Origin of the sequence: Mailhella massiliensis (assembly GCF_020741395.1) — a bacterium.
Lineage (GTDB): Bacteria > Desulfobacterota > Desulfovibrionia > Desulfovibrionales > Desulfovibrionaceae > Mailhella > Mailhella massiliensis_A.
Window position 1 is genome coordinate 1 of record NZ_DYZA01000135.1, and the last position, 22,534, is coordinate 22,534.

A 22,534-nucleotide genomic window follows, 5' to 3' on the forward strand; every position below is an offset into this window, starting at 1 on the left:
GATTTTCGTTATCGTCCTTCGACAAGAGCATCGCTTGACAGTTTCATCAGGCATCCTGTGTACAGGGAATACATCAAGCTCACCCCCTTTGCCGCCACACCCGCAAAGAGCCTTGAGGCCTGTGTGGAAGAACTGCGTTCTCTCGGCATTGAAAAGGCTGTATACACCGGCCGCGACTGTGAGAGTACCTACGCCTACCCGGCTTCCAATGACCTGGTGCTGGAGTGCATGCGGGCCTGCCCCGACCTTTTCATCGGCTTTTACGGTTTTGATCCGCACAAGAAAATGAACGGCGTGCGCGAGTTCCGGCAGGCCGTGGAGCGGGACGGCATGCGCGGTGCGTCCATTGAGCCGTGCATGGCGCATATCCGGGCCGACGACGCGCTCTATTATCCTCTTTATACGGTGTGCTGCGAGATGAATGTGCCCGTGATCATCACGGCGGGCCTTTCGCCCTTCATGCCCGACGTGTCCCTCGACCCCATGAACCCCATATACATTGACAACGTGGCGCGTGATTTTCCCGAGCTTCGCATCCTCATCAGCCATGGAGGCTACCCGTGGATGCTCGAAGCCGTGGCCGTAACACAGCGCAACAGCAACGTATATCTGGATTTTTCCACCTGCATCGGTAAGCCCCAGGCTCAGACGCTCATCGAGGCAGCCGGTTCCGTCATTTCTCACAAGGTGCTTTTTTCAAGCGCCAATCCCTTTGTCGAGGTGAGCCGGGCCGTTACGGCCTTCCGCAGCCTGCCTTTCACCCCGGAGGTGATGGAGCGGATTTCCCGCACCAACGGGCAGGCCTTTCTCGGACTGTAGGTTTCAGTGCGGAGCGAGTTGAAAAGGCTTTTTCATACGTTCCGCCCGCGTAGTGCGGAAAAACGCGCGTTTTCCCATCCCCCGGACGCGGATATCCGCTCCCGCGTCCTCCGGGCGGTTTTTCTGAAAGCCGCTCAAGGAGTGTTGTTATGTCCTGCTGCGAACCTCTGGCCTATTCCGGCCAGGAACAGACCATTCTCGACCGTATCGCGGGCAAGAAGGACCCCAACGAAATAAAGCATCCGCGCCTGTACAGGCTCATCAGCGTGTTCGACGGCAAAAAGCCGTTCATCGACGTGGAACGCGCCCGCCTGTTCACGGAATCCATGAAGGAAAGCGAAGGCGAAATGCTGGTGCTGCGCTGGGCCAGGGCCCTGAAGCACATGGGCGAGAATATGACCGTCTATATCGACGACGATCAGCTCATCGTGGGCCGCATGGGGCATCAGGGTTCCCGCTACGGCATCCTGTATCCGGAACTGGACGGCGACTATCAGGCTTCCGCCCTGAAGGAACTGCCTTCCGACCCGGCCTCCCCCTTTGAAGTGCGGGAAGAGGATGCCCGTGTGGTGGAGGAACTCATCACGCCCTACTGGAAGGACAAGACCTTCCATCAGGATCTGAACAAGCGCCTTCCCGAAGATTCCCACCGCCTGGCCTATGCCGACGAGGGCGGCTATCAGTCGCGCTACATATGCTGCGAAACGGCCTCCAACCGTTCGAGCCTCCAGTGGTGCCTTGACTACGGACGTCTGTTCAAGCTGGGCTACAAGGGTATCAAGGAAGAGGCCCTTGCCGCTCTTGCCGCCCTTGATCCCGACGATCCGCTGGATCAGTGCGAAAAGCGTCCCTATCTGGAGGCCATGGTGCTTCTGAGCGAAGGTATCGTCACCTGGGCGCACCGCTACGCGGCCAAGGCTCGGGAACTGGCCGCTGTGGAAAAGGATGAAAAGCGCCGCGCGGAACTTCTGCAGATCGCGGAAAACTGCGACTGGGTTCCCGAAAACCCGCCCCGTACCTTCTATGAGGCTTTGCAGGCCCACTGGTTCGTGCAGGCCTTCGCCCGCCTTGAGCAGAAAATCAGCTCCAATCCCACCAACGGCCGCATGGATCAGCTTTTCTGGCCCTACTATGAAAAGGACGTGCGCGAAGGCATCATGGACGAAGACAGGGCTGTGGAACTTTTCCAGTGCATGTGGGTGAACATGGCCCAGTGCCTCGATCTGGCCATTACGCCCTACAACAAGGCCACCCATGAAGGTTATTCCCACTGGGAGGCCGTGACCATAGGAGGCCAGACCCGCGACGGCCGCGACGCCACCAACGAGCTTACCTATGTGGTGCTGCGTTCCAAGCGTGAATGTCCCCTGCATTACCCCGACCTTGCGGCACGCATCCATGCCCGCAGCCCGGAACGCTATCTTTACGAAGTGGCGGAAACCATCAAGCAGGGCTGCGGCTTCCCCAAGCTCCTGAATGATGAGGAAATCATCCCCCTGCACCTGGCCAAGGGCGCATCACTTGAGGAGATTTACGATTATGCTGCATCGGGCTGCGCCGAGATACGCATGCCCCGTGTGGATACCTACACAAGCGGACATGCCCAGTTCAGCCTGGGCGCGGCGGTGGAGCTCACCCTGTACAACGGCCGCATGAAGAAATTCGGCAACGAGCTGCTCACGCTGGAAACCGGCGATGTGCGCACCTTCGATACCTGGGAGAAGTTCTGGGATGCCTATGTGAAGCAGCAGATGTTCATCATCCGCCACGCCTTCCTGCAGCAGTACCATATCATCAAGACACGCGCGGCCCATTTCGCCACGCCCATATCCGACTCCCTGCATGTACTGGCCATGCACGAATGTGTGGACCTGCATCAGGACCATCAGTACAAGGGCGGTCTGAACCTCGGCTACTTTGAATGTCTGGGGTACAGCACGGCCATTGACTCCCTCGCAGCAATCAAGAAGGTGGTGTATGAGGACGGCATCCTTTCCATGCAGGAAGTGCTGGACGCTCTTGCCTGCGACTTCGTGGGCAGGGAAGACGTGCAGGCCATACTCGCCAACGCGCCCAAGTACGGCAACGACGATGAATACGCCGATGCTGTCGGCCTTGAAATCGACCGCCTGGCCCAGGAGTTCAGCGCGAAGTATGCGCACAGGCTCGGTATCCGCTGCGATTTCCGCATGGTGCCCTTTACTTCGCATGTGCCCTTCGGCCGCGTAGTGTCCGCCACGCCCAACGGCCGCAAGGCCTGGACGCCGCTTTCCGACGGCTCCTCCGCCTCCCACGGCGCGGATATCAACGGCCCCACAGCCGTGCTTCGTTCCAACTTCAATACCAAGAACTACAACATGAGCCAGAGGGCCGCGCGCCTTCTCAACGTGAAGTTCTCGCCGAAGTGCCTGGAAGGGGAGGACGGCACCAGAAAACTTGTGGACTTCATCCGTGTATTCTGTGATCTGCGCCTGTGGCATGTGCAGTTCAACGTCATCAATCGCGAGACGCTTATTCAGGCCCAGCAGCATCCTGAGCTTTACAAGGGCCTCATCGTCCGCATAGCGGGCTACAGCGCCTACTTTACGGAACTGTCCCGCGACCTGCAGAACGACCTCATCGCCAGAACGGAACACGACAAGATGTAACCTGTCTTCCGGCCGGCCCGGAGAACAGTCTCAGGGCCGGTTTTCAGGAGTTTTCATGAGCGCGACGCACGGCCTCATTTTCAATATCCAGAAATTCTCCATACACGACGGCCCGGGGATACGCACGTTGGTGTTTTTCAAGGGCTGCCCTTTGCGCTGTCTGTGGTGCTGCAATCCCGAATCCCAGTCCCCGGAGCCGGAACACGGCTACAGGCCGGAAAAGTGCTTCGGCTGCGGCCGCTGCGTGGCCCGCTGCAAAAAGGGCGTGCTTTCCCTGAAGGAGGATCGCACCCTTGCCGTTCGGCGGGATCTGTGCCGCGGCGAATGTCCCGACTGCGTCAAGGTCTGCCCGGACAAGGCGCTGGTATTTTACGGCAAGCCTTATACCGTGGCCGAAGTATTGAAGGTGGTGGAGCAGGACGCGCTTTTCTATACCCGTTCCGGCGGCGGGCTTACCGTGAGCGGAGGCGAGCCGCTCATGCAGCCGGATTTTCTGTATGAGCTCTGCCGGGAAGCCGGGCGCAGAAGGATAGACGTGGCCATGGAGACGAGCGCCTTCGCCCCGGAAGCGGCCTTCCTTTCCGTCATGCCGTATATCCGCCATCTCATGGTGGATGTGAAGCACATGGACGAGGAGGCGCACCGCCGCGCCACCGGCGTATCCAACAGGCTCATCCTTTCCAACCTTGAGGCGCTTCGCCGGGAATTCCCATCCCTGCCGCTCAGGATACGCACGCCCGTCATTCCCGGCGTCAACAGCGAAGAGGATAATCTGCTCGCCACCGCCGAATTTGCCCGCTCCCTGGGCGCGGAATACGAGCTTCTGGCCTACCACAGCATGGGCCGCTCCAAGTACGATTCCCTGGGCAGGCCCTATCCCATGGGAGACGTGCAGCTTCCCGAGGCGGAGTTTGAAGCCTTAAAAAACAAGGTCGCTACCCTATAATATCTTTGAGTGTTCAGGGGAGAGCATGAATCAGGCCTGCCATCTTGCGCCGTACAGGCGGCCTTCCTTTTTAAGCCGCCGCATCAGTCGTATAGTAGCCTCGCGTCCCCGCCTGTTCCTGGACAGAGCGCTGTATTTCACCGAGTCCATGCGGGAGACGGAAGGGCTGCCTCTGCCTTTACGCTGGGCAAAGGCCCTTGTGCATGTGCTGGATCATGTTCCTGTGGAACTTTCTCCCGACGAGCTGCTTGCCGGCGCCTTCGGTTCCGGCCGTTACGGCATTTTTTACCCTGAACTCGACAGTGCATTTCTGGAAGACGAAGGCTTTTCGCCGGAGGACTTTCTTCTGTCGTGCGGCGATATGGATCTTGCCCGCAGCAGTATCCTGCCCTACTGGCACGGGCGTACCTATCAGGAGCATTTTTATGCCGAACTGCCTCCGGAGCTGAAGAACCTTCTCTACATCAACGGCGATGCCTCGCACCCGGCCTTCATCGTGCAGGAAACGGCCACAGTGCGTCATTCCCTGCAATGGGTGCTGGATTACGGCAAGGTGTTGCGGCGGGGCTTCCGGGGTATTGCGGAGGAAGCGGAACAAAAAAGGGAGGAAGCCTCCCCCTCCGGCCGTCAATTTTACGAAGCCGTGGTGGAGATATGCCGGGGTATACGGCGTTTTTCGGAGCGCTTTGCCGCCCTTGCCGCAGAGCAGGCCCTCGGCGCAACCACAGAGGAGTTCCGCAAGGAGCGCCTGGCCCTTGCCGAGCGCTGCCGCCGTGTGCCGTGGGAGCCTGCACAGAGCTTTGTCGACGCGCTTCAGGCCCAGTGGCTCACGCAGATGGTCTCCCGCATGGAGGCGGAATACGGCGGCAACATCAGCAACGGCCGCATGGATCAGTACCTCTGGCCTTTGTATAAGAAAGACCTTTTCTCCGGTGTGCTCACCCAGCAGAAGGCGCGCGAGTATCTCGACGATCTGTGGTGCCATCTGGCCCAGTTCGTGCGCCTCAAGCCCTCGCCCACCGGGGCCAAGATTTACGAGGATCTCGCCCACTGGGAATTCACCACCCTGGGCGGCAGGCTCGCTTCGGGCGCGGACGCCACCAACGACCTTTCCTTCCTCATCCTGCGTTCCGCCTCGGAATTTCCGATGGATTACCCCTACCTCGGCGTACGCATCCACAGGGACACGCCTGCGGAGTTCCTGCGCGAGATATGCCTTTCCACCCAGAACAACGGCGCAAGCCCCGTGCTTTTCAATGATGAAACCATCATCGCAAGGCAGAGGGCCAACGGCGCCACGGCTGAAGAGGCGCGCGACTACTGCGGCAGCGGCTATTCCGAGGCGAGGCTCATCAACAAGGATACCTATTTCGTGGGCGCGACCTGGCTGAACCTGCCTGCCGTGCTGGAAATGGCCCTGCACGACGGCTACTGTTCTCCCAAGCCCTCCTGCCGTACGGGCCTTCCCACGGGGCCGGCCGAAGCCATAGGCTCCTTTTCCCATCTCATGGAGCTTTTCCGGCGGCAGCTTCTGTATATTCTCGACATGGCCTTCCGGCAGCAGGGCATACTGGAACGCCTGCGGCCTCTGCACATTGCCTCTCCGCTGCTTTCCTGCCTGCACGATCTGTGCATGAAGCACGGGGTGGACATGTCCGTGGGAGTCGTACCGGAAGGTCGCAGCATCGGCGGCTTTCTCGGCATCATAGGCTTCGCCACCGTGGTGGATTCCCTGGCCGCCATCGATACGCTGGTCTTCCGGCAGAAGAAGCTGACCCTGCCGGAACTTCTGGACATTCTCGCGGTGAATTTCGAGGGGCATGAGGATGTTCGCCAGCTCTGCCTGAATTCGCCCAAATACGGCAACCGCATCCCCTGGGTGGACGACATAGGCCGCCGCATCGACAGGCTTCTGCTCACAAGGGCCAGGAACGAGGTGAACAGCTACGGCGGCAGGGGAGAAATCTTCTATGTGCCGGTGAAGGCGCACATTGCCATGGGGCGCGTCTCCGGGGCCACGGCGGACGGGCGCTTCGCGGGCAACAATTTTTCCTTCGGCGTCACCCCCTCGCATCTGGTAAGGACGCTGGGGCCTACGGTTTCGCTGAGCTCGGAAACGGCGGTGCAGAACCCCGACATTCCCTCCCTGGGGGCGCGCGTCATGTTCTCCACGCTCCTGCCCGGCCAGATATGCGGTGCGGCGGGCGTGGAAACGCTCATGAGCCTGCTTCAGACCTGGTGCCGGCAGCCGCACTGGTTCCTCCGCTTCCAGATACTTACCCCGGCGGAATTGACGGTGCTGCGCAATTCGCCGTATGAGTACAACAGCTTGTTTTTAAATGTCCCGGGCCTCAACTCGCAGGGCTACTCCTTCCCCTCGGCGGCTTTTTCCTGCAAATGCCCGCTTCAGAAAGCCCGGTAATGGCGGTTTGCCATGTCAAAATCCATAAGAGACGAGAAGCTTCCCCAGTCGTCGTTTTCCTTTCTGCCCTATGAAAGCGTGCGTGCTTTCACGGATGCTCTTTCCGCAGGGGTACTGCTCGTCGATGCCGAAGGAGTGCTTTACCATATCAATCAGGCCGCGAAGCTTCTGCATCAGGGGGGAAACATCCCGGAGAAGGGTTTTCCCCTGGCCGATTTCAGCCCCCACGACTGGGTAGAGGTGCGCAAGGTCCTTGCCACCGGCATCCCGCAGATATGTTCCCTTCTGCGTCTGCCCATGGCCACGGTGGTGGTCAGTCGCATGCCCGTGGAGCACAACGGGGTCACGGCGGGCGTCATCACCATGATGCAGGATATCAACAATTTCACCGCAATCATCCACGAATTTCCCGAATATGCAAACCTGGCCCGTGAATTTGAAAACGTGGTGGATCAGTTTGAAGATATTTTTCTCACACTGAACAGCCGCGGCGTCATCCGCAGCGTGAACTCTGCCTACGAAAAACTCATTCTTCTCGGGAGGCAGGGGCTTGTGGGGCGGCATATTGAAGACATACAGCGCTCTCCCCGTACGCTGGCGGTTCTTTTCAAACAGGCCGGGGCCTCGGGTGCCAGAGTCACCATGCCCGTGACTCTGCCTACGGGACAAACCTATCAGGGCAGCGCTACCCCCGCGTTCGACGATTCGGGCAACCTTTTCCGTGTGATGCTCCAGCTCAAAAGTTCGGCCGTATCCCTGCAGGAAGCGGAGGCGGGCGCCGTTTCCGCAACGCCCAAGCTCAGCATGCCTTCCGCGGAACTGCAGAGAATATGCAATGCCTCGGGCTTCACGGTGCACAGCTCCGTCATGAATCAGGTAGTGCAGCAGGCGCTCAAGGTAAGCAAAACCAGCTCCTGCGTGCTCATCACCGGTGAATCCGGCGTAGGCAAGACCATGCTCGCCTCCCTCATCCACAACAACAGCAACCGCAGTTCCCGGCCCTTTGTCGTCATCAACTGCGGAGCTATCCCGGAACAGCTTCTGGAAAGCGAGCTTTTCGGCTATGAGAAGGGGGCCTTCACCGGCGCCAGCGCCCACGGCAAGATGGGCCTTATAGAAACGGCGGACAAGGGCACGCTCTTTCTCGACGAAATAGGCGAGTTGCAATACAGCCTTCAGTCCAAGCTTCTGGAGGTGTTCGAGAAAAAGTCCTTCATCCGTGTGGGCGGCACCAGGCGCACCTCGGTGGACATACGCATCCTTGCCGCCACCAACAAGAACCTGGCCGAGGAGGTGGAGAAAGGGAACTTCAGGCGAGATCTTTTTTACCGGCTCAACGTCATACCCATCGTCATCCCGCCCCTGCGCGAGAGGCCGGAAGACGTCCGCGCCATGATCGATCAGCTCATAGGGCAGTATAATTCTCAGAACAACACCGCAAAGAGCATGTCGCCCGAGCTTCTGCGCTGGCTTTTGCGTTACCCTTTCCGGGGCAACATGCGCGAGCTTGTCAATATCATGGAGTGGCTGCTTGTCATGAGCGAGGGCGATACGCTGGAGCTGCACGATCTGCCCGCACGCCTCCAGCAGGAGTATCAGCTTACCACACAGGAGCGCGTGGAGCCGGCCTTGCTGCCGGATATCACGCAGCCTGTGTCGGGAGCGGGCGGAACGGCCTTTTCGGCAGGCCTTCAGGAGGGAACGCTGTCCCTCAAGGATGCCATGGCAGCCTTTGAAAAGGAATATCTGGAAAGGGCTATGGCGAAGTACGGTTCCATTCAGGCCGTTTCCGAAGTGCTGGACGTGCATTTCTCCACGCTGTGGCGCAAACTGGTCAAATACGAGCTGGTGCAGAAACACGCTGCGCAGGAGAAAAAATATGTCCCATGAGTCCACGCCGCTTCTTATCAGCGGAATCCAGCATTTTTCTCCCTGTCCGGGGCATGGCCTGCGTACCACGATTTTTTTCACGGGTTGCCCGCTGCGCTGTTTCTGGTGCTGCAATCCCGAATGTCGTCGCAACCGGCCCGTACTTGTTTGCAATACGGAAAAATGCATCGGGCCTTCCGTATGCAGGCATTGTGTGGGGTCCTGTCCGCAGGGCGCCATATATATCGGCAAGAAAGCTATCCGCGTGGCGCGCGACCTGTGCACCGACTGCGGGGAATGTGTGTCGCGCTGTCCTTCCGGCGCGCTGTTCATGAGCGCCCGTGCCATGACTCTGGAAGAGATCATGGAGGACGTGCTCAAGGATAAGGATTACATTATGGACGGCGGCGGAATCACCCTGAGCGGAGGGGAGCCCATGATGCATCCGCACAAGGCCGCTGGCCTCATGCGTCTCGCCCATGAGGAGGGGCTGCACACGGCCATGGAGACCTGCGGCTTTTTCGATCTCGACGCCCCGCACACCATAGCGGCTCTGCGTGAGACCGACCTTCTTTTCTTCGACATAAAGCACAGCGACCCTCTGGCGCACCGCCGGGGCACGGGCGTGGACAATTCCCGTATCCTCTGCAATTTCCAGCGGATAGCCGAAGAGTTTCCCGGCCTTGAGATCAACAGCCGCACCCTCATTGTGCCCGGCTTCAACGACGATACCGTCACCATGCGCAACATCGCCCGTATCGTGAAGAAGACAGGTTCGTTTGTGCATATTCTGGAAACTTGTTCCACGCTGTGCGAAGACAAGTATGCACAGATGGGCCTGCCCTTCGGCTATTCCAGGCGTTCCCTGCCGCAGGAGAAGCTGGAAGCCATTGTGGATGTGTTTCAGGAAGAGGGCCTTTCCGTGGAACTGCGCTAGTCCGCTGTCCGCAGCGCGCCGCGTTCCTTGCCGCCGTTTTTTCAGGTTCCCGGGGCAGTTCAGGGGCCTTTGCGTACATGCAAGCTCCGGGAAAAAGTGAGGTGTGTACTTTTATAATACAGTGAAAAATAAAAATAAATTATATCTGGCATAAAATGTGCAGAAGGGTTTGCATCGTTCATTTCAACCAGGGGGCAGACCATGCTGCAACTTCAGTTCAAGCCGGAACTTCATTATTTCGATACCTGCCGCGAATTTGTGGGGCATTTCCAGCTCACGGCGGAGGATATCGTGCTCAGCAACAGATATATTTACGAGCCCTTCCTCGGCCCCTTCCGCCTTCCCGCGAAGGTCCTGTATCAGGAAGATTTCGGGGTGGGGGAACCGACCGACCTCATGGTGGACGCCATTCTGGAGCGCATGGAAGGTATGGGCGGGGGGCGCGTCGTCGCCATAGGCGGCGGTACCATCATCGACATTGCCAAGGTGCTGGCCGTGGCCCCGGCCGGTGCGCGCACGGACGACCTTTACCGCGACATGGCGCATCTTGAGGCGCAGCGCGAGCTTGTCCTTCTGCCGACCACCTGCGGCACGGGGAGCGAAGTGACCAGTATTTCCATCCTCAACCGGACGAAGCTGGGCAGCAAGATGGGCCTGGTTTCCCCGGCTATGTTCGCCCGGCAGGCCGTAATGGTGCCGGAGCTGCTTTCGAGCCTGCCGTGGGGCGTGTTCGCCACAAGCTCCATCGACGCGCTGGTGCATGCCGTGGAATCGGCCCTTTCCCCGAAGGCCACGCCCTATACCCTTGTTTTCAGCCATAAGGCCATGGAGCTCATCCTGCGCGGCTATCAGGCCATACGGAGAGAGGGGAGGGACGCATACAGAAAGTTCATGAAGGATTTTCTCCTTGCCAGCAATTTCGCGGGGCTCGCCTTCGGTACTGCGGGCTGCGCCGCCGTGCATGCACTGAGCTATCCCCTGGGCGGAACGTATCATGTGCCTCACGGGGAATCCAACTATGCGCTTTTTACGGCCGTGCTCACGGCCTACGGGAAGGCGGGACTCTCAGGACGGCTTGCGGAACTGGCCGATGCGCTCGCCGCGCTTCTCTCCTGCCGCAGGGAAGAGGCCTTTGATAAGCTCGCGGAGCTTCTTTCCTTCCTCCTTCCCTTGAAGAGGCTGCACGAATACGGCATGACGGAACAGGACATACCCCTGTTTGCGCACAACGTGATCGCCACGCAGCAGCGGCTTCTGGCCAACAATTTCATGCCTCTTTCCGAGGCTGAGGTGGCGGACATATACGCTTCCCGCCTGTAGGCGTCGCAGGGCGCAAGAACCCGATGGACGCAGGACGGCGCGCCTGAGGGCAGGCATGCGCCGCCACAAAAAAAGGCGAAAAGGGCCGGATGAAACTTCCGGCCTTTTTTTGTTCCGGTGAGGGGAGCTTTCGGGCAGGCGTCCGCCTCTCCCGCGCGGGCAGGAGCCGGGCGTTTCCCTTTTGCGCGCTTTTGTGCTAGGCTTGCGCCCTGCATGTCGCGCCCTTGCGCGGCGTTTTTGGAAAAGAGGCGCGTTCTTCCCCCCCCTGCGCCTGTCGGCGTTTTCTGCCGTCCGGCGTCGGGTTTTTCCGCCCCGGGCTTTTCCCGGAAGCGTTCGGGAAAGGGCGCGTTTTCTGACATGGATTTCTTTTTTCAGGGCCAGATATGAAGATTCTTCTCGACAGCGGCAGCGGCGGCAGGGCGTCGCAACGGCTCATAGCCGACGTTTTTCTCCGGCATTTCGACAACGGCATTCTGCGCCGCATGGACGACGCGGCCCTGCTCCATCTTTCCGGGCCCGTGGCCATGAGTACCGACGGCTACACCGTGACGCCTCTGTTTTTCCCCGGCGGGAGCATAGGCACCCTTGCCGTGCACGGCACGGTGAACGACGTCTCCATGCTGGGCGCGCGGCCGAGGTACCTTTCCTGCGCTTTCATCCTGGAAGAGGGGCTGGAAATGGAGGTATTGGAAAGGGCCGTGGCCGACATGGCCCTTGCCGCACGGAAGGCGGGTGTGGAGATAGTCACGGGCGATACCAAGGTGGTGCCGAAGGGCGCGTGCGACGCCATGTTCATCACCACGGCCGGCGTGGGGGAAATGCTGCCCGGGGCCTCGCCGTCCGGCCATTGCGCGCAGCCCGGCGACGCCATACTCGTGAGCGGGGCCATGGGCGACCACGGCCTTGCCGTCATGGCCGGGCGTCTCTCCTTTGTGAGCGATGTACGAAGCGACAGCGCGCCTTTGAATCGCATGGTGGAACGCCTCATTCTTGAGGTTGGGGATATTCATGTGTTGCGCGACCCCACGCGCGGGGGGCTCGCCACCACGCTGAACGAGATAGCCGAGCAGTCCGGTGTGGGCTGTGTGGTGGATGAGGCGGCCGTGCCCGTGCATGAGAATGTGCGCGCAGGCTGCGATATCCTTGGGATGGATCCTTTGTATCTTGCCAACGAGGGGAAGCTCATCTGCATACTGCCCCGCGAAAAGGCGGAGGCGGCTCTTGCCGTCATGCACGGGAGCGAGTTCGGGGCCGAAGCCGCGCTCATAGGCGAAGTGACGGAGTCGGCAAGGCCCCGGGTGGAGCTTCGCACCTTCATGGGCGGCACGCGGCTTCTTTCCATGCTGGAAGGGGCGCAGCTGCCCCGCATCTGCTGAGGAAAACATGCGTATCGCCGTCTGGAATACCGCGTTTCTGGGAGATTCCGTCCTTACCCTGCCGCTCATCCGCACCCTCAAGGCCGCCTGGCCCGAGGCGGAGGTGGATTTTTATGTGCGCGGCGGCCTTGCCGCCCTCTACGAAGCGCAGCCCGAGCTTGCCCATGTGTACGCATGCGACAAGCGCGGGAAAGACAGGGGCTTTGCCGCCGTGCGGCGGCAGGGCAGGGAGGTTGCGGAGCGCAGGTACGATATCTGGGTGGATGCCCACCTCAGCCTGCGAAGCTCCTTCATGGCCTGGGCAAGCCGCGCCCCCGTGCGCGCAGGCTACCGCGAGGCATGCCTCTCACGCCTGGCTTTCACCAGAAGCGTCGGCCGCAGGTTCCATGAATTGCAGGAAATAGAGCGCCTTCTGCTTCTGGCGGAGGCAATAGGCGTGCCTTCCGCCGTGCTGGAGAATGAAGCGCTGCACTGGCCGGAACTGGTGCTGCCCGCCCATGCCCATGAGCAGGCGAAGGAGCTGCTTGGCCCTCTGCCCGAAGGGCCGGCCATAGGTATTCATCCCGGTTCGGTATGGTCTACCAAACGCTGGACGCCGGAAGGTTTTGCCTTTATTCTGCGCCGTGCGCTTTCGCGCGGCGTGAATGTCGTGCTTCTCGCAGGCCCCGGCGAGGAGTCCACGGTGGCAAAGGTGCGCGCTCTTGCGGGCGTGGAGGAAGGGGAGGCGCATTTTCTCGACCTTTCGGGCAAAACTTCGCTTCTTTCCCTGGCCGCCGTGCTGGGCAGGCTCGACGATTACGTCACCAACGATTCCGGCCCCATGCACCTTGCCTGGGCGCAGCATACCCCGGTTACGGCCCTGTTCGGCCCCACGGTGCGGGCGCTCGGCTTTACTCCGCGCGGGGAAAGAAGCAGCGTGCTGGAAGTGGAGCTTCCCTGCCGTCCCTGCGGCCTGCACGGCCACAAGGCCTGCCCGAAGGGGCATTTTGACTGCATGAAGCGTATCGACCCGGAAGCCGTATGGCGCGATGTGGAAATCAAGCTTACGGCGCAAACTCAGGAATAAGCCATGTCTTCATCCAAACAGAGGCCCCTGCCCCAGAGCCTGGGCCTGCCCTTCACCGGAGCAGACAGCCACGCCCATCTTGACGATGAGCGCCTTCTGCCCGACCTTTCCGGCATGCTGGAGCGCGCCGCCTCTTCCGGCGTGTCCCTCATCGTCCACATGTTTCTCCTGCATGAACGCTACGCGGCGAACCGCGATTTTATTCTTGAGGCGGCCTCCTCCCTGCCCCGGGCTCCGGAGATCTGCTTTGCCCGCGGCCTGCACCCGGAAGACGTGCTCAGGGCGGACGAGGAGGAATGGGAACATCTGGTGGAGGAGGTGAGAAGCGATCCGCTCATCCGCGCTGTGGGCGAAATAGGGCTGGATAACCACTATGAGGAAGGCTATTCTCCCTCCGCGCTTCAGGGGCCGTGGTTCCGTCGCCAGCTCAGGCTGGCAAAGGAGCTGGATAAGCCCGTCATCATCCATTCCCGCGACGCATGGGACGAGATGTTCGCCATACTGGATGAAGAGGACATGCGCGGCCGCCCGCTTCTCTGGCACTGTTTCGGCGGCGATGCGGCGCGGGCAAGGCAGATCGCGGAGCGCGGCTGGCACATCGCCTTCGGCGGGGCCTCCACCTTCAAGGCCAACGCCTTTGTGCGCGAAGCCCTGCACGAGGTGCCTCTCGACAGGCTGCACCTTGAGACGGACTGCCCTTATCTTGCACCTCAGCCGTGGCGCGGCAGGACCAACGAGCCTGCGCTTACCGTGTTCACGGCCGAGTGCCTTGCGGCCGAACTTTGCATGGGCACGGAAGAGCTCTGGACGCTGACCGGAGAGAACACGCGGCGCTTTTTCGGCATGTAGAGGTGCGGAGTCTCCGCGCATGTTGCCCCGCGCATGCGATGCGCGAAGGCCTTCGCTCCGCGCGCGGACGAGGAACGGGGCGCGCTTTCGGCTGCGGGGCGGAGAGCCGCCCGCAAAGGCCGCATACCTCAAAAGACACCAACGCTCCAAAGAGCGAGTATTTTCAGGAGACAAGATGGGCAAGAGCGGATTTCACTGCATCACCTTCGGCTGTCAGATGAACGTCAACGATTCCCAGTGGGTGGAGCGCGCGCTCACGCGACTCGGTTTTGAGGAAAAGCCGCTGGAAGAGGCCGATGTGGTGCTTGTCAATACCTGCTCCGTGCGCGAGAAGCCGGAACAGAAGGTGTACAGCACGCTTGGGCGCGTGCAGCGGGCCAACCCGCGGGCCGTGGTGGGCGTGGCGGGGTGCGTGGCCCAGCAGCTCGGGGAAGAGCTCATGCGCCGCCATCCGCAGGTGCGCCTCGTGGCGGGAAGCGACGGCGTCTCTTCCATCCCGGACGCCTTCCTGCGTCTTCTGCACGAGCCGAAACTCAGGCTTTCCTTTCTGGATTTCACCGATATGTTCCCCGACCGCGACCCCTGCCTTGAGCCCGGGGCGGAAGGGCCCGCGCAGGGCGGGGTTACGCCCGTGGCCTATGTGAACATCATGCAGGGCTGCGACAACTTCTGCGCCTACTGCATCGTGCCCTACACGCGCGGGCCGCGCAAATCCCGCTCCACAGAGGCCGTGCTCGACGAGTGCCGCGCCTGGGTGGCGCGCGGCGCGGGGGATATCACGCTTCTCGGGCAGAACGTCAACGTCTTCGGCAAGGATAAAAGCGGCGACGGCACTTCCTTCCCCGAACTTCTGCGCCGGGTGGCGGCTATCCCGGGGCTGAGGCGCATACGCTTCGTCTCCGCCCATCCGCGCGATTTTTCGCAGGAGACCATAGACATGTTTGCGGAACTGCCGCAGCTGTGCCCGCGCCTGCACCTGCCTTTGCAGTCCGGTTCCGATTCCATGCTGAAAAAGATGGGGCGCGGCTATACCATGGAGCGCTACCTTGCCGTGGTGGAGGGCCTCAGGAAGGCGCGGCCGGATATCGCCCTTTCCACCGACCTCATCGTGGGCTTCCCTTCGGAGACGGAGGAAGAGTTTGAAGACACGCTGAAGGCCATAGACAGCTGCGGATTCATGTCGAGCTTTTCCTTCTGCTATTCCGACAGGCCGGGCACGCGTGCTTCCGCCATGCCGTTCAAGATTCCCCACGAGGTGCAGCTTGAGCGGCTTGAGCGGCTCCAGAGCCTGCAGAACGAGCGTGCGGAAGCGTGGCTCAAAAGCCGCGTGGGCCTTGTGACCGACGTGCTTCTGGAAGCGCCGAGCCAGAGAAGCGGGGAGGGCAACAACGAATGGCAGGGCCGCGACGCCTGGGGCGACATGGTGAATGTGCGCATGCCCGAAGGCCGGGGCCGTGCCGGGGAATTTGTGGATGTGAAGATAGAAAAGGCTCTCAAACATTCGCTCAAGGCTTCTCCTGTGGAAGAAAGCGCGCAGGCGTGAAGCGCAGGCGACGCATGAAAAAAGGCGGTCGGATTGTCCGGCCGCCTTTTTTCATGCCTTCAGAGGAAATCAGCAGTTGCATTCCGCACCGGAAACGGCGTCCACGCGCAGCACTTCCTTGGCCTGTTCCAGGTTTTCCTTGCTCATGCCGGGCACGTCGGAAAGTTCGTCGAGGGACATGAAATCCCCCATGTCCTCGCGATAGGAAACAATGGCTCCGGCAAGCTCGGCGTTCAGGCCGGGCACGGAGGCGAGTTCCTCCTGCGTGGCCGTGTTCACGTTGACGCCTTTTTCCTCGTCGGCGAGGACGGGGGAGGAAAAACCGAGGCAGAGGGTCAGGGCAAGGGCGGGGATAAGAGTGCGTTTCATACGATTCTCCTTGGAAAGGTTACCAGCTGAGGTAGGACCAGGAATACAGGAAAAAGCAGATGGCGAAGGAAAGCAGGGCGGAGGCGGCAAGGCACAGGTGCCTGCGCCCGGCGCTGCAGCCTTCGCGGTGGGCGTGAAACACGCCCATGAATATGGCCGTCGCCGTGGCCTGGAAGAGCAGCAGGGCGAAACATATTTGAAGATAAAAGGTGATGCCCGTCATAAAGGTTCCTCGGGAATCCGGCCGTGAGCGGCGGCCGGGTGGGGGTGGCGTCTCCGGCCGGGTCTGGTACCCCGGCCGGAGCCTGGAGTTCCTGTCGCGGTGAGTGCTCCGGCAGGAAAGGGGAGGCCCGAAGCGCCGCCTAAAGAAGGCCCGTGCGCTGGAAGAGGACGGCAAGCAGGATGAAGGCAAGGGCGAGGATGATGCCCACCGTGTCGCGGTCGCGTTCTTCCTGCCCGGAGTTGTCCATGTAGTCGAAGCCTTCCTTGTCGGTGGTGTGGAAATGTTTCATGGCGTCTCCTAGATAAGCGGGAAGTTGAGCTTTGCCGCGGCCAGCAGGCAGAGCGTGAGCAGAACGATGCGGAAGATGCCCGAGGCGAAGGTGAGGACAAGCCCCTTCAGGCCCCACCGGGCGATTTCGCGCAGAGGAAGCGAAAGCCCCAGCGCGGCGGCCGCAAGGGAGAAGTCCCATTTCACGAGCTCGAACACGGCAAGGTGCGCGGGTTCCTTCACCACATGGAACTGCACCGCAATCCAGACGAGGATGAAGACCACGAGGAAGAGGGGCAGTTTTTTGTGGGCGCGCGTGGCGAGAACGGTTTCATCGTCGCGGAAGATGCGGGCGCGGATGAACATGACGAAGAACACGAAGAGAAAACCTGCGGGCATGAGGGCGTGCCGCACCGGCTCCACATAATGCGCCCAGTGCCCGGCTTCGTAACTGTAGCCGAAGGCCGCGTTGAACATCTGCCCCGTATTGCCGATGCCGAACACGGAAAGCACGGCGAAGGCCTCATCGTCCATGTCGAGGGCATGGCCGAGAAGCGGCAGCAGGAAGGAGGCGACGAGTCCGAAGAGCAGGATGCAGGCTAAGGCGTTGATGACCTGCCCGCCTTTGGACTTCAGCATGGGCATGAGTATGGCTGCCACATGGGGGTCGCCCGTGGAGAGCGCGCCCGCAATGGTGGAGTAGTGGCGGTCGTCCATGGAGAGCAGCCTGCCGAGCACAAGCGTCAGAGAGGCGGTGAGGATCATGACGGCGAAGGCGAGGAGAATAAGGGGCAGCCCCGCCTTTTCCGCATGGCTGAAGACAAAGTGCGGCGCCAGCATGATGATGCCGAGGGGCATGAGGATGTGGATGAAGGAAAGGCCGCGCTTCCAGCAGTCCGGCACGCCGGACACGTTGCCGATGACAAGTCCCATGAGGAAGGGATTCCACACGAAGTTGGAGTTGAGTATCTGGAAAAGGGGCTGATGATTCACCGGGCCGATCACGTTGTCGAGCCAGTGAAACAGGTTTTCCAGGGTCAGCGGGTTGGGGCTTCCCGCGAGGTTGTTGGAAAAAAGCGCGATGAAGAACATGGCCAGCAGACCGGGCAGGACCTCCTGTGTGCCGTAAAGGCAGCTCAGGAAGGAGCGTCGGCGTTCTTCGTAGGATACGTTCATGGTATTTACCTGCCTATTGGAACCTGCGGGCAAGCCATGCGTCGAGCCCGCGTTCAGGGTGGGGGTGAGCGCCGGTGCGCCAGTATTCCTGCCATGCGGAACGCTCCATGAGCGAAGCGCGCAGGAAGCCTTCGATGGTGCCGTTCACGCCCATGAGCACGTCGATGTTGTTGCGCGGCTGGAAGGCCAGGTTCGCGCTTTTGAAAACGCGCTTGCGGTAATTGGTTTCGATGTGCCAGGCGTGGATCATTTCCCCGTCGAAGCTGTCGATGACGATGCTGAATTGCGGCTTGCCGTCGGCCGTGCGCGGGCCGTCGAAGCGGGGGTGTTCCTTGTCGAGAATGATGGGTTTGGGGTTGTCGAGCAGCACTTCGTTGAGCTGATAACAGTGTCCGCACACATCCGGCCGCACCATGAAGCGGGGATCGCCTTCAAAGGGCGTGTCGCTTTCGAGCTTTTTCAGGTTCACATAGGTGTAGAAGGCGGCCTTGCCCTTTTCAAAGGGCGTGTTCACGTCCACTTCCGCAAGTACCCTGTTTTTTCCTTCGTCGAAGGGGAGTTGCAGGGAATGCACCACGCGCTGATGCTGGGGCAGAAAGGCGCGGGTTTCGGCGTTGAGCGGGCCGAGAATCTTCCGTTCTGCAAGGGAGCCGTCGTTTCTGCGGATTTCCACTTCGCTCGTTCCGGCCTCTTCGTTGAAGGCGATGAGCTTCAGGGTATGATGTTTTCCGAGGGCCGTTTCCTCGCCCGGGGCGAGCAGGGTGCGCACGGGCTTGTCGTAGGTGTATTCCACGCTCTGTATGGCCGGGGTGCCGAAGCTCTTCACGCGCACATAGTCTTCGCCCACGAATTCCGGCTCGATCCAGGTGGCGCCTTCGGCGAAGCGGTCGTGCAGGAAATAGCGGTCGCCCTGTTCGCGGCTGAGTCCCTGGGCCAGCTCGAAGGGCGCGCCGAAGTTGTTGCCCGAGTATTTCACCACGTTGATCTGCGCCATGGGCCTGTCGTCGAGCAGGTGCTTTTCGGTGAAGCGCAGAACTTTGTTGTTTACGCCGAGAGGTTCGTCCTGCCAGTAGACGGGGTGGAGACTTGCGTCGGGCTGCACGCGCAGGAAGTCGATGTCGAAGTTGCGCCGCGTGAAGGTGGTGGATTCAAAGGTGGCGAGGTAGGCGCGGCGGCCCAGCATGTAGAAGGTTTCGCCGTTCAGGGCGCGCACGTTGCGCGCGTTGCGCGAGGTGTAGAACAGCCCGGAAGGCGGAATGACGATGCGGCCTTTTTTCCAGTCCACATAACTGCCGCGGATGACGAGTCCCTCGGAGGAGGTGAGCTTTTCGCCCCGGCGGTTGGTCACCTGTTCGCGCCCGAAGCCGCGCATGAGTCCGCCGAAAGGGGCCGTGGGATCGGGGGCGTGGAAGGCCATGTCAGGCATGACGGAGGGGAAGGAGGTGAAGTGCGAGCCCTGCACCTCGGTGCCGAATTTCGGCGTGGCGAGGCGGGTAAGGAAGCTGTCTTCAAGGATGGAGAGGAAGGTGGGCGCACGGCCGATGAAGCAGTCGATATCTTTGCGGCCCTTGTCCGTGAAGGAAAGGTTGTCGGTGCGCTGGAAGAAGCGGTCGCGCACATAGTAGCTCTTCACTCTGTCGCCTTCTATGTCGTCGGCCACCAGGCGGAAGGCCGGGCGGTTCCATATGTCGGAATACTTTACGGGGCCGTCGTAGCTGTCGCTGCCGCTGTCGAGAGTGAAGGCATCGGCGTTTTCCAGGGTAAGGCGCTGGAGCTTGCCGGTGAGAAGATTCGCCTCAAGGCCCACGGTGTAGCGGGAATCGAGAGGCCAGGGCGCGCCGTTTTTCACGGTGACGAGGTCGCGGTAGATGACGAAGCTCAGCATGCCGTCCTCCCAGTCGTGCGGCACGGCCGTCGACCAGGGCACGAAGTCGGAATGGCGCAGGTACCCGGGCTGTACGGCTATTTCTATGCGCATGTCCTCGCCGGGCACGGTAAGGCTGTAGGCATCCTTTTCCTCTTCCGTATCCTTGTAGCCCTGGGAGCTTACGGGGCGCACCAGTTTTTCGGCCAGCACCTTTTCGCCGAAAAGGTCGGTGACGCGGATGCGGAAGCCTGCGTTTTCCCGGAAGGCGTAAATGCGCTTCGTGCCGTAGAGCCGGTATTCCTCCTGCCTCAGGTCGAGCACCACGGGGCGGGAAAGGGAGAAGGTGGCCTCTTCGATGACGGGGTAGGAAAGAGCGGCAAAGCGCGCCTTCGTAAAGTCGTGATCCTTCACCTCGAAGCGGCTTGCCCCGTATTCAAACACCGGGTCGAGGAAGAATTCGTCAAGCTGCTCCACGTCGCCTTCCATGTGGCTGCGGTCGGGCAGATCACTGATGGTCGGGAACTTGGAGGACACGGAAAATTCCATGGGCCAGTGGCCGGAAGGCGCGATGAGCGCCATCTGGATATAGGGCAGATCATAATGGTCGGTGGCGTAGTCGAACCACAGGCGGTAGCCCGCGTCATCGAGCAGCACCTTTTCTCCCTTCTTCAGCGAAACGTCGCGCACGGTGCGCACGCTTACCTTGCTGTCCACCAGATAGGCGTGTTCGCCGAGAATGAGGAACGGGTCGCGCCGGAAGGGGGCCGCGTCCTGTTCCGTTTCCGAAAGGTAGCACAGCCCGCCTGCGGGCACGAAGGCTTTGCCGTCTTTTACGGAGCTTTTGCGCACGAGCACGGCCTCGGAAAGGTTGCGCGTCTGGCCGTACTGGTTTTTGAAGCTCTTGTGCCGCAGGCCGCCGAGATCGGGGATGAAGGGCATGTCGCCTGCCGGGGCAAGACCGTGCGGGCTTTCCGCAGCGGGCGCGCCGGAGAAGAGAAGACATACGAGGGCGGCGGCGACGCCGGAAACGAGAAGTTTGTTCATCAAAACTTCCTTGTGGTTTGAAGGGACTGTCGGAACGGCGGCATGTTTTCACCCGGTGTGCGCCGGAAAGAACAGGGAAAGCCCGCCGTACAAGGGATATGCACGAATCGTTCCAAAATCATGATTGTGAATTATGGGAGGGAGTTATATTTTAAGGCAGGGATTTTTCACGGGCTGTTACGGGGAATTTTGTGCGGAGAGCTGCACAAGAAGGCGAAGGTGTGCCTTTTTTCGCGCAGAGGCGGAAAAAAGGAGTTCTCCTTTACGCGGGCACTTCTTGCCGTTATGATGGCGGATGCAAACGGCTTCAGGGTAAGGAATATGAACGAGCAGAGAAAAAGCGGTTATCAGATTCTGGTGGTGGACGACGACCCGGAATGGCATGAGATTCTCGCCCTTCTTTTTTCCCGCAAGGGCTGGAGAACGGAAACGGCTCTTTCCGGGGAAAGGGCGCTTTCGCGCATCGCCGCAGGCGGCATCGACGTGGTGGTCTGCGATCTTTCCATGCCCGGCATGAGCGGGCTTGAGGTGCTCAGGCGCGTGCGCGCCATGAACGCGCGCCTTCCCTTCATCATGATGACGGGCGTGGGCACCATTGAGAGCGCCGTGGAAGCCGTGCAGCTCGGGGCCTATAGCTACCTTACCAAGCCTGTGAACAACACGGAACTTGCCGCCCTCGTGCAGCGCGCGGCCGAGCACGCAAGGCTGCACAGTCAGCTTCAGGAAAGGCCGCGCGAGGAGGAGGCGCCTGTCTCCATGGTCTACAACAGCCCGGCCATGAAACAGATGCTGGAAATCATCCGCAAGGTGGCGGGCACCAGCGTGCCCATTCTCATCACCGGGGAAACGGGCACGGGCAAGAGCAGACTTGCGGAATACATACACCGTGCAAGCGCCCTCAGGGAGAAGCCCTTCCTTACCATCGACTGCGCGGCGCTTCCCGAATCGCTTCTGGAAAGCGAGCTTTTCGGCCATGTGAAGGGCGCCTTCACCGGAGCGGTGAACAGCCGGCGCGGCCTTCTGGAAGAGGCGCAGGGCGGCACGGTGTTTCTGGATGAAATAGGCGAGCTTTCCCCCTCGACGCAGGCCAAGCTTCTGCGCGCCATTCAGGAGCATGAGATACGCCCCGTGGGCAGCAACAAAAGCGTAAGCATCAACGTGCGCTTCATCGCGGCCACGCATCGCAGGCTGGAAGAGGACGTGAAGACGGGGCGCTTCCGCGAGGATCTTTTCTACCGCCTTTCCGTCATTCCCCTGTACCTGCCGCCGCTTCGGGAGCGTCGGGAGGACCTGGCCGCGCTCATCGGCTTTTTCATCAACCGCTTCAACGAGCGCTACGGCCGCAATGTCACGCAGATAAGCCCGGCGGCCATGAACATTCTCTACAGCCAGCCGTGGAAGGGCAACATACGCGAGCTGGAAAACGTGCTGGAGCGCGCCTTTCTGCTCACGGAAGGCGACAGGCTCATGCCCGAAGCTCTGGGCATGCTTACGGACGGCGCGCCCTTTACGCCGTCATCTTCCGCCGAAGCCGTGCCGGAAGCGCCTCTTTCCCTTTCCGACGCGGTGCGCAACGCGGAAATACAGGCCCTTCAGCAGGCGCTTTCCCTGTGCAACGGCAACAAGACGCAGGCGGCCGAACTTCTGGGCATAGGCCGAAGAACGCTCTACGACAAGCTCGAACAGTTCGGCCTTGTGGAAAGGAAGGGATAGTCTGAGACTGAAAATACCGTCTATGATGATATTTTCATGATAAATATTTTTTTGAAGGACAGGCAGCTTGTCGATTTTTT

At 60.6% G+C, this 22,534-nt stretch carries 17 protein-coding genes; 12 read left to right on the forward strand and 5 right to left on the reverse strand.

The window, feature by feature from the left end; genetic code table 11:
* From K8W16_RS06770 to miaB, 11 genes are all read left to right on the forward strand, one after another.
* Window positions 1-819: amidohydrolase family protein (locus K8W16_RS06770; protein WP_304122343.1), on the forward strand; the 819-nt coding region annotated here is incomplete at its 5' end.
* 149 nt (window positions 820-968) lie between these two features.
* Window positions 969-3,467 carry a pyruvate formate lyase family protein gene (locus K8W16_RS06775; protein ID WP_304122345.1) on the forward strand — a complete coding sequence of 833 codons (2,499 nt, stop codon included), beginning with the start codon at window positions 969-971 and terminating at the stop codon, window positions 3,465-3,467.
* Window positions 3,468-3,522: 55 nt separating this feature from the next.
* On the forward strand, window positions 3,523-4,413 hold the full coding sequence (locus K8W16_RS06780) for a glycyl-radical enzyme activating protein (protein WP_304122347.1): 891 nt from the start codon (window positions 3,523-3,525) through the stop codon (window positions 4,411-4,413).
* A gap of 25 nt (window positions 4,414-4,438) precedes the next feature.
* Window positions 4,439-6,835, forward strand: coding sequence for a pyruvate formate lyase family protein (locus tag K8W16_RS06785; protein WP_304122349.1), 2,397 nt, complete (start codon window positions 4,439-4,441; stop codon window positions 6,833-6,835).
* Window positions 6,836-6,847: 12 nt separating this feature from the next.
* Window positions 6,848-8,725 carry a sigma 54-interacting transcriptional regulator gene (locus K8W16_RS06790; RefSeq protein ID WP_304122351.1) on the forward strand — a complete coding sequence of 626 codons (1,878 nt, stop codon included), beginning with the start codon at window positions 6,848-6,850 and terminating at the stop codon, window positions 8,723-8,725.
* Window positions 8,715-9,641: a glycyl-radical enzyme activating protein gene (locus K8W16_RS06795; protein ID WP_304122353.1), complete on the forward strand. Its 927-nt coding sequence runs from the start codon at window positions 8,715-8,717 to the stop codon at window positions 9,639-9,641. Before K8W16_RS06790 ends, K8W16_RS06795 begins: the two co-directional genes overlap by 11 nt.
* Before the next feature lie 201 nt (window positions 9,642-9,842).
* Window positions 9,843-10,961, forward strand: coding sequence for a 4-hydroxybutyrate dehydrogenase (locus K8W16_RS06800; RefSeq protein ID WP_304122355.1), 1,119 nt, complete (start codon window positions 9,843-9,845; stop codon window positions 10,959-10,961).
* A 383-nt stretch (window positions 10,962-11,344) separates the two neighbouring features.
* Window positions 11,345-12,337: a hydrogenase expression/formation protein HypE gene (hypE, locus tag K8W16_RS06805; RefSeq protein ID WP_304122357.1), complete on the forward strand. Its 993-nt coding sequence runs from the start codon at window positions 11,345-11,347 to the stop codon at window positions 12,335-12,337.
* Window positions 12,338-12,344: 7 nt separating this feature from the next.
* Window positions 12,345-13,403 carry a glycosyltransferase family 9 protein gene (locus tag K8W16_RS06810; RefSeq protein WP_304122359.1) on the forward strand — a complete coding sequence of 353 codons (1,059 nt, stop codon included), beginning with the start codon at window positions 12,345-12,347 and terminating at the stop codon, window positions 13,401-13,403.
* A 3-nt stretch (window positions 13,404-13,406) separates the two neighbouring features.
* Window positions 13,407-14,252, forward strand: a complete 846-nt coding sequence (locus K8W16_RS06815; protein WP_304122361.1) for a TatD family hydrolase — start codon at window positions 13,407-13,409, stop codon at window positions 14,250-14,252.
* Window positions 14,253-14,427: 175 nt separating this feature from the next.
* Window positions 14,428-15,795: a tRNA (N6-isopentenyl adenosine(37)-C2)-methylthiotransferase MiaB gene (gene miaB, locus K8W16_RS06820; RefSeq protein WP_304122363.1), complete on the forward strand. Its 1,368-nt coding sequence runs from the start codon at window positions 14,428-14,430 to the stop codon at window positions 15,793-15,795.
* Window positions 15,796-15,864: 69 nt separating this feature from the next.
* On the opposite strand, the gene K8W16_RS06825 is transcribed toward miaB, so the two are convergent.
* From K8W16_RS06825 to K8W16_RS06845, 5 genes are all read right to left on the reverse strand, one after another.
* Window positions 15,865-16,164, reverse strand: a complete 300-nt coding sequence (locus K8W16_RS06825) for a helix-hairpin-helix domain-containing protein (protein ID WP_304122364.1) — start codon at window positions 16,162-16,164, stop codon at window positions 15,865-15,867.
* A gap of 19 nt (window positions 16,165-16,183) precedes the next feature.
* Window positions 16,184-16,387 carry a hypothetical protein gene (locus tag K8W16_RS06830; RefSeq protein ID WP_304122366.1) on the reverse strand — a complete coding sequence of 68 codons (204 nt, stop codon included), beginning with the start codon at window positions 16,385-16,387 and terminating at the stop codon, window positions 16,184-16,186.
* Between the two features lie 139 nt (window positions 16,388-16,526).
* The gene (locus K8W16_RS06835) at window positions 16,527-16,676 is read right to left on the reverse strand and encodes a hypothetical protein (RefSeq protein ID WP_304122369.1); all 150 of its coding nucleotides are present in this window, start codon (window positions 16,674-16,676) and stop codon (window positions 16,527-16,529) included.
* A gap of 8 nt (window positions 16,677-16,684) precedes the next feature.
* A complete protein-coding gene (locus K8W16_RS06840; RefSeq protein ID WP_304122370.1) occupies window positions 16,685-17,830 on the reverse strand; it encodes a putative sulfate exporter family transporter in 1,146 nt (381 codons plus the stop codon).
* Window positions 17,831-17,843: 13 nt separating this feature from the next.
* The gene (locus K8W16_RS06845) at window positions 17,844-20,741 is read right to left on the reverse strand and encodes a hypothetical protein (RefSeq protein WP_304122372.1); all 2,898 of its coding nucleotides are present in this window, start codon (window positions 20,739-20,741) and stop codon (window positions 17,844-17,846) included.
* Between the two features lie 321 nt (window positions 20,742-21,062).
* Between K8W16_RS06845 and K8W16_RS06850 the strand changes: the two genes are divergently transcribed.
* Window positions 21,063-22,454, forward strand: coding sequence for a sigma-54 dependent transcriptional regulator (locus K8W16_RS06850; RefSeq protein WP_304122374.1), 1,392 nt, complete (start codon window positions 21,063-21,065; stop codon window positions 22,452-22,454).
* The last annotated feature ends 80 nt before the right edge of the window (window positions 22,455-22,534 follow it).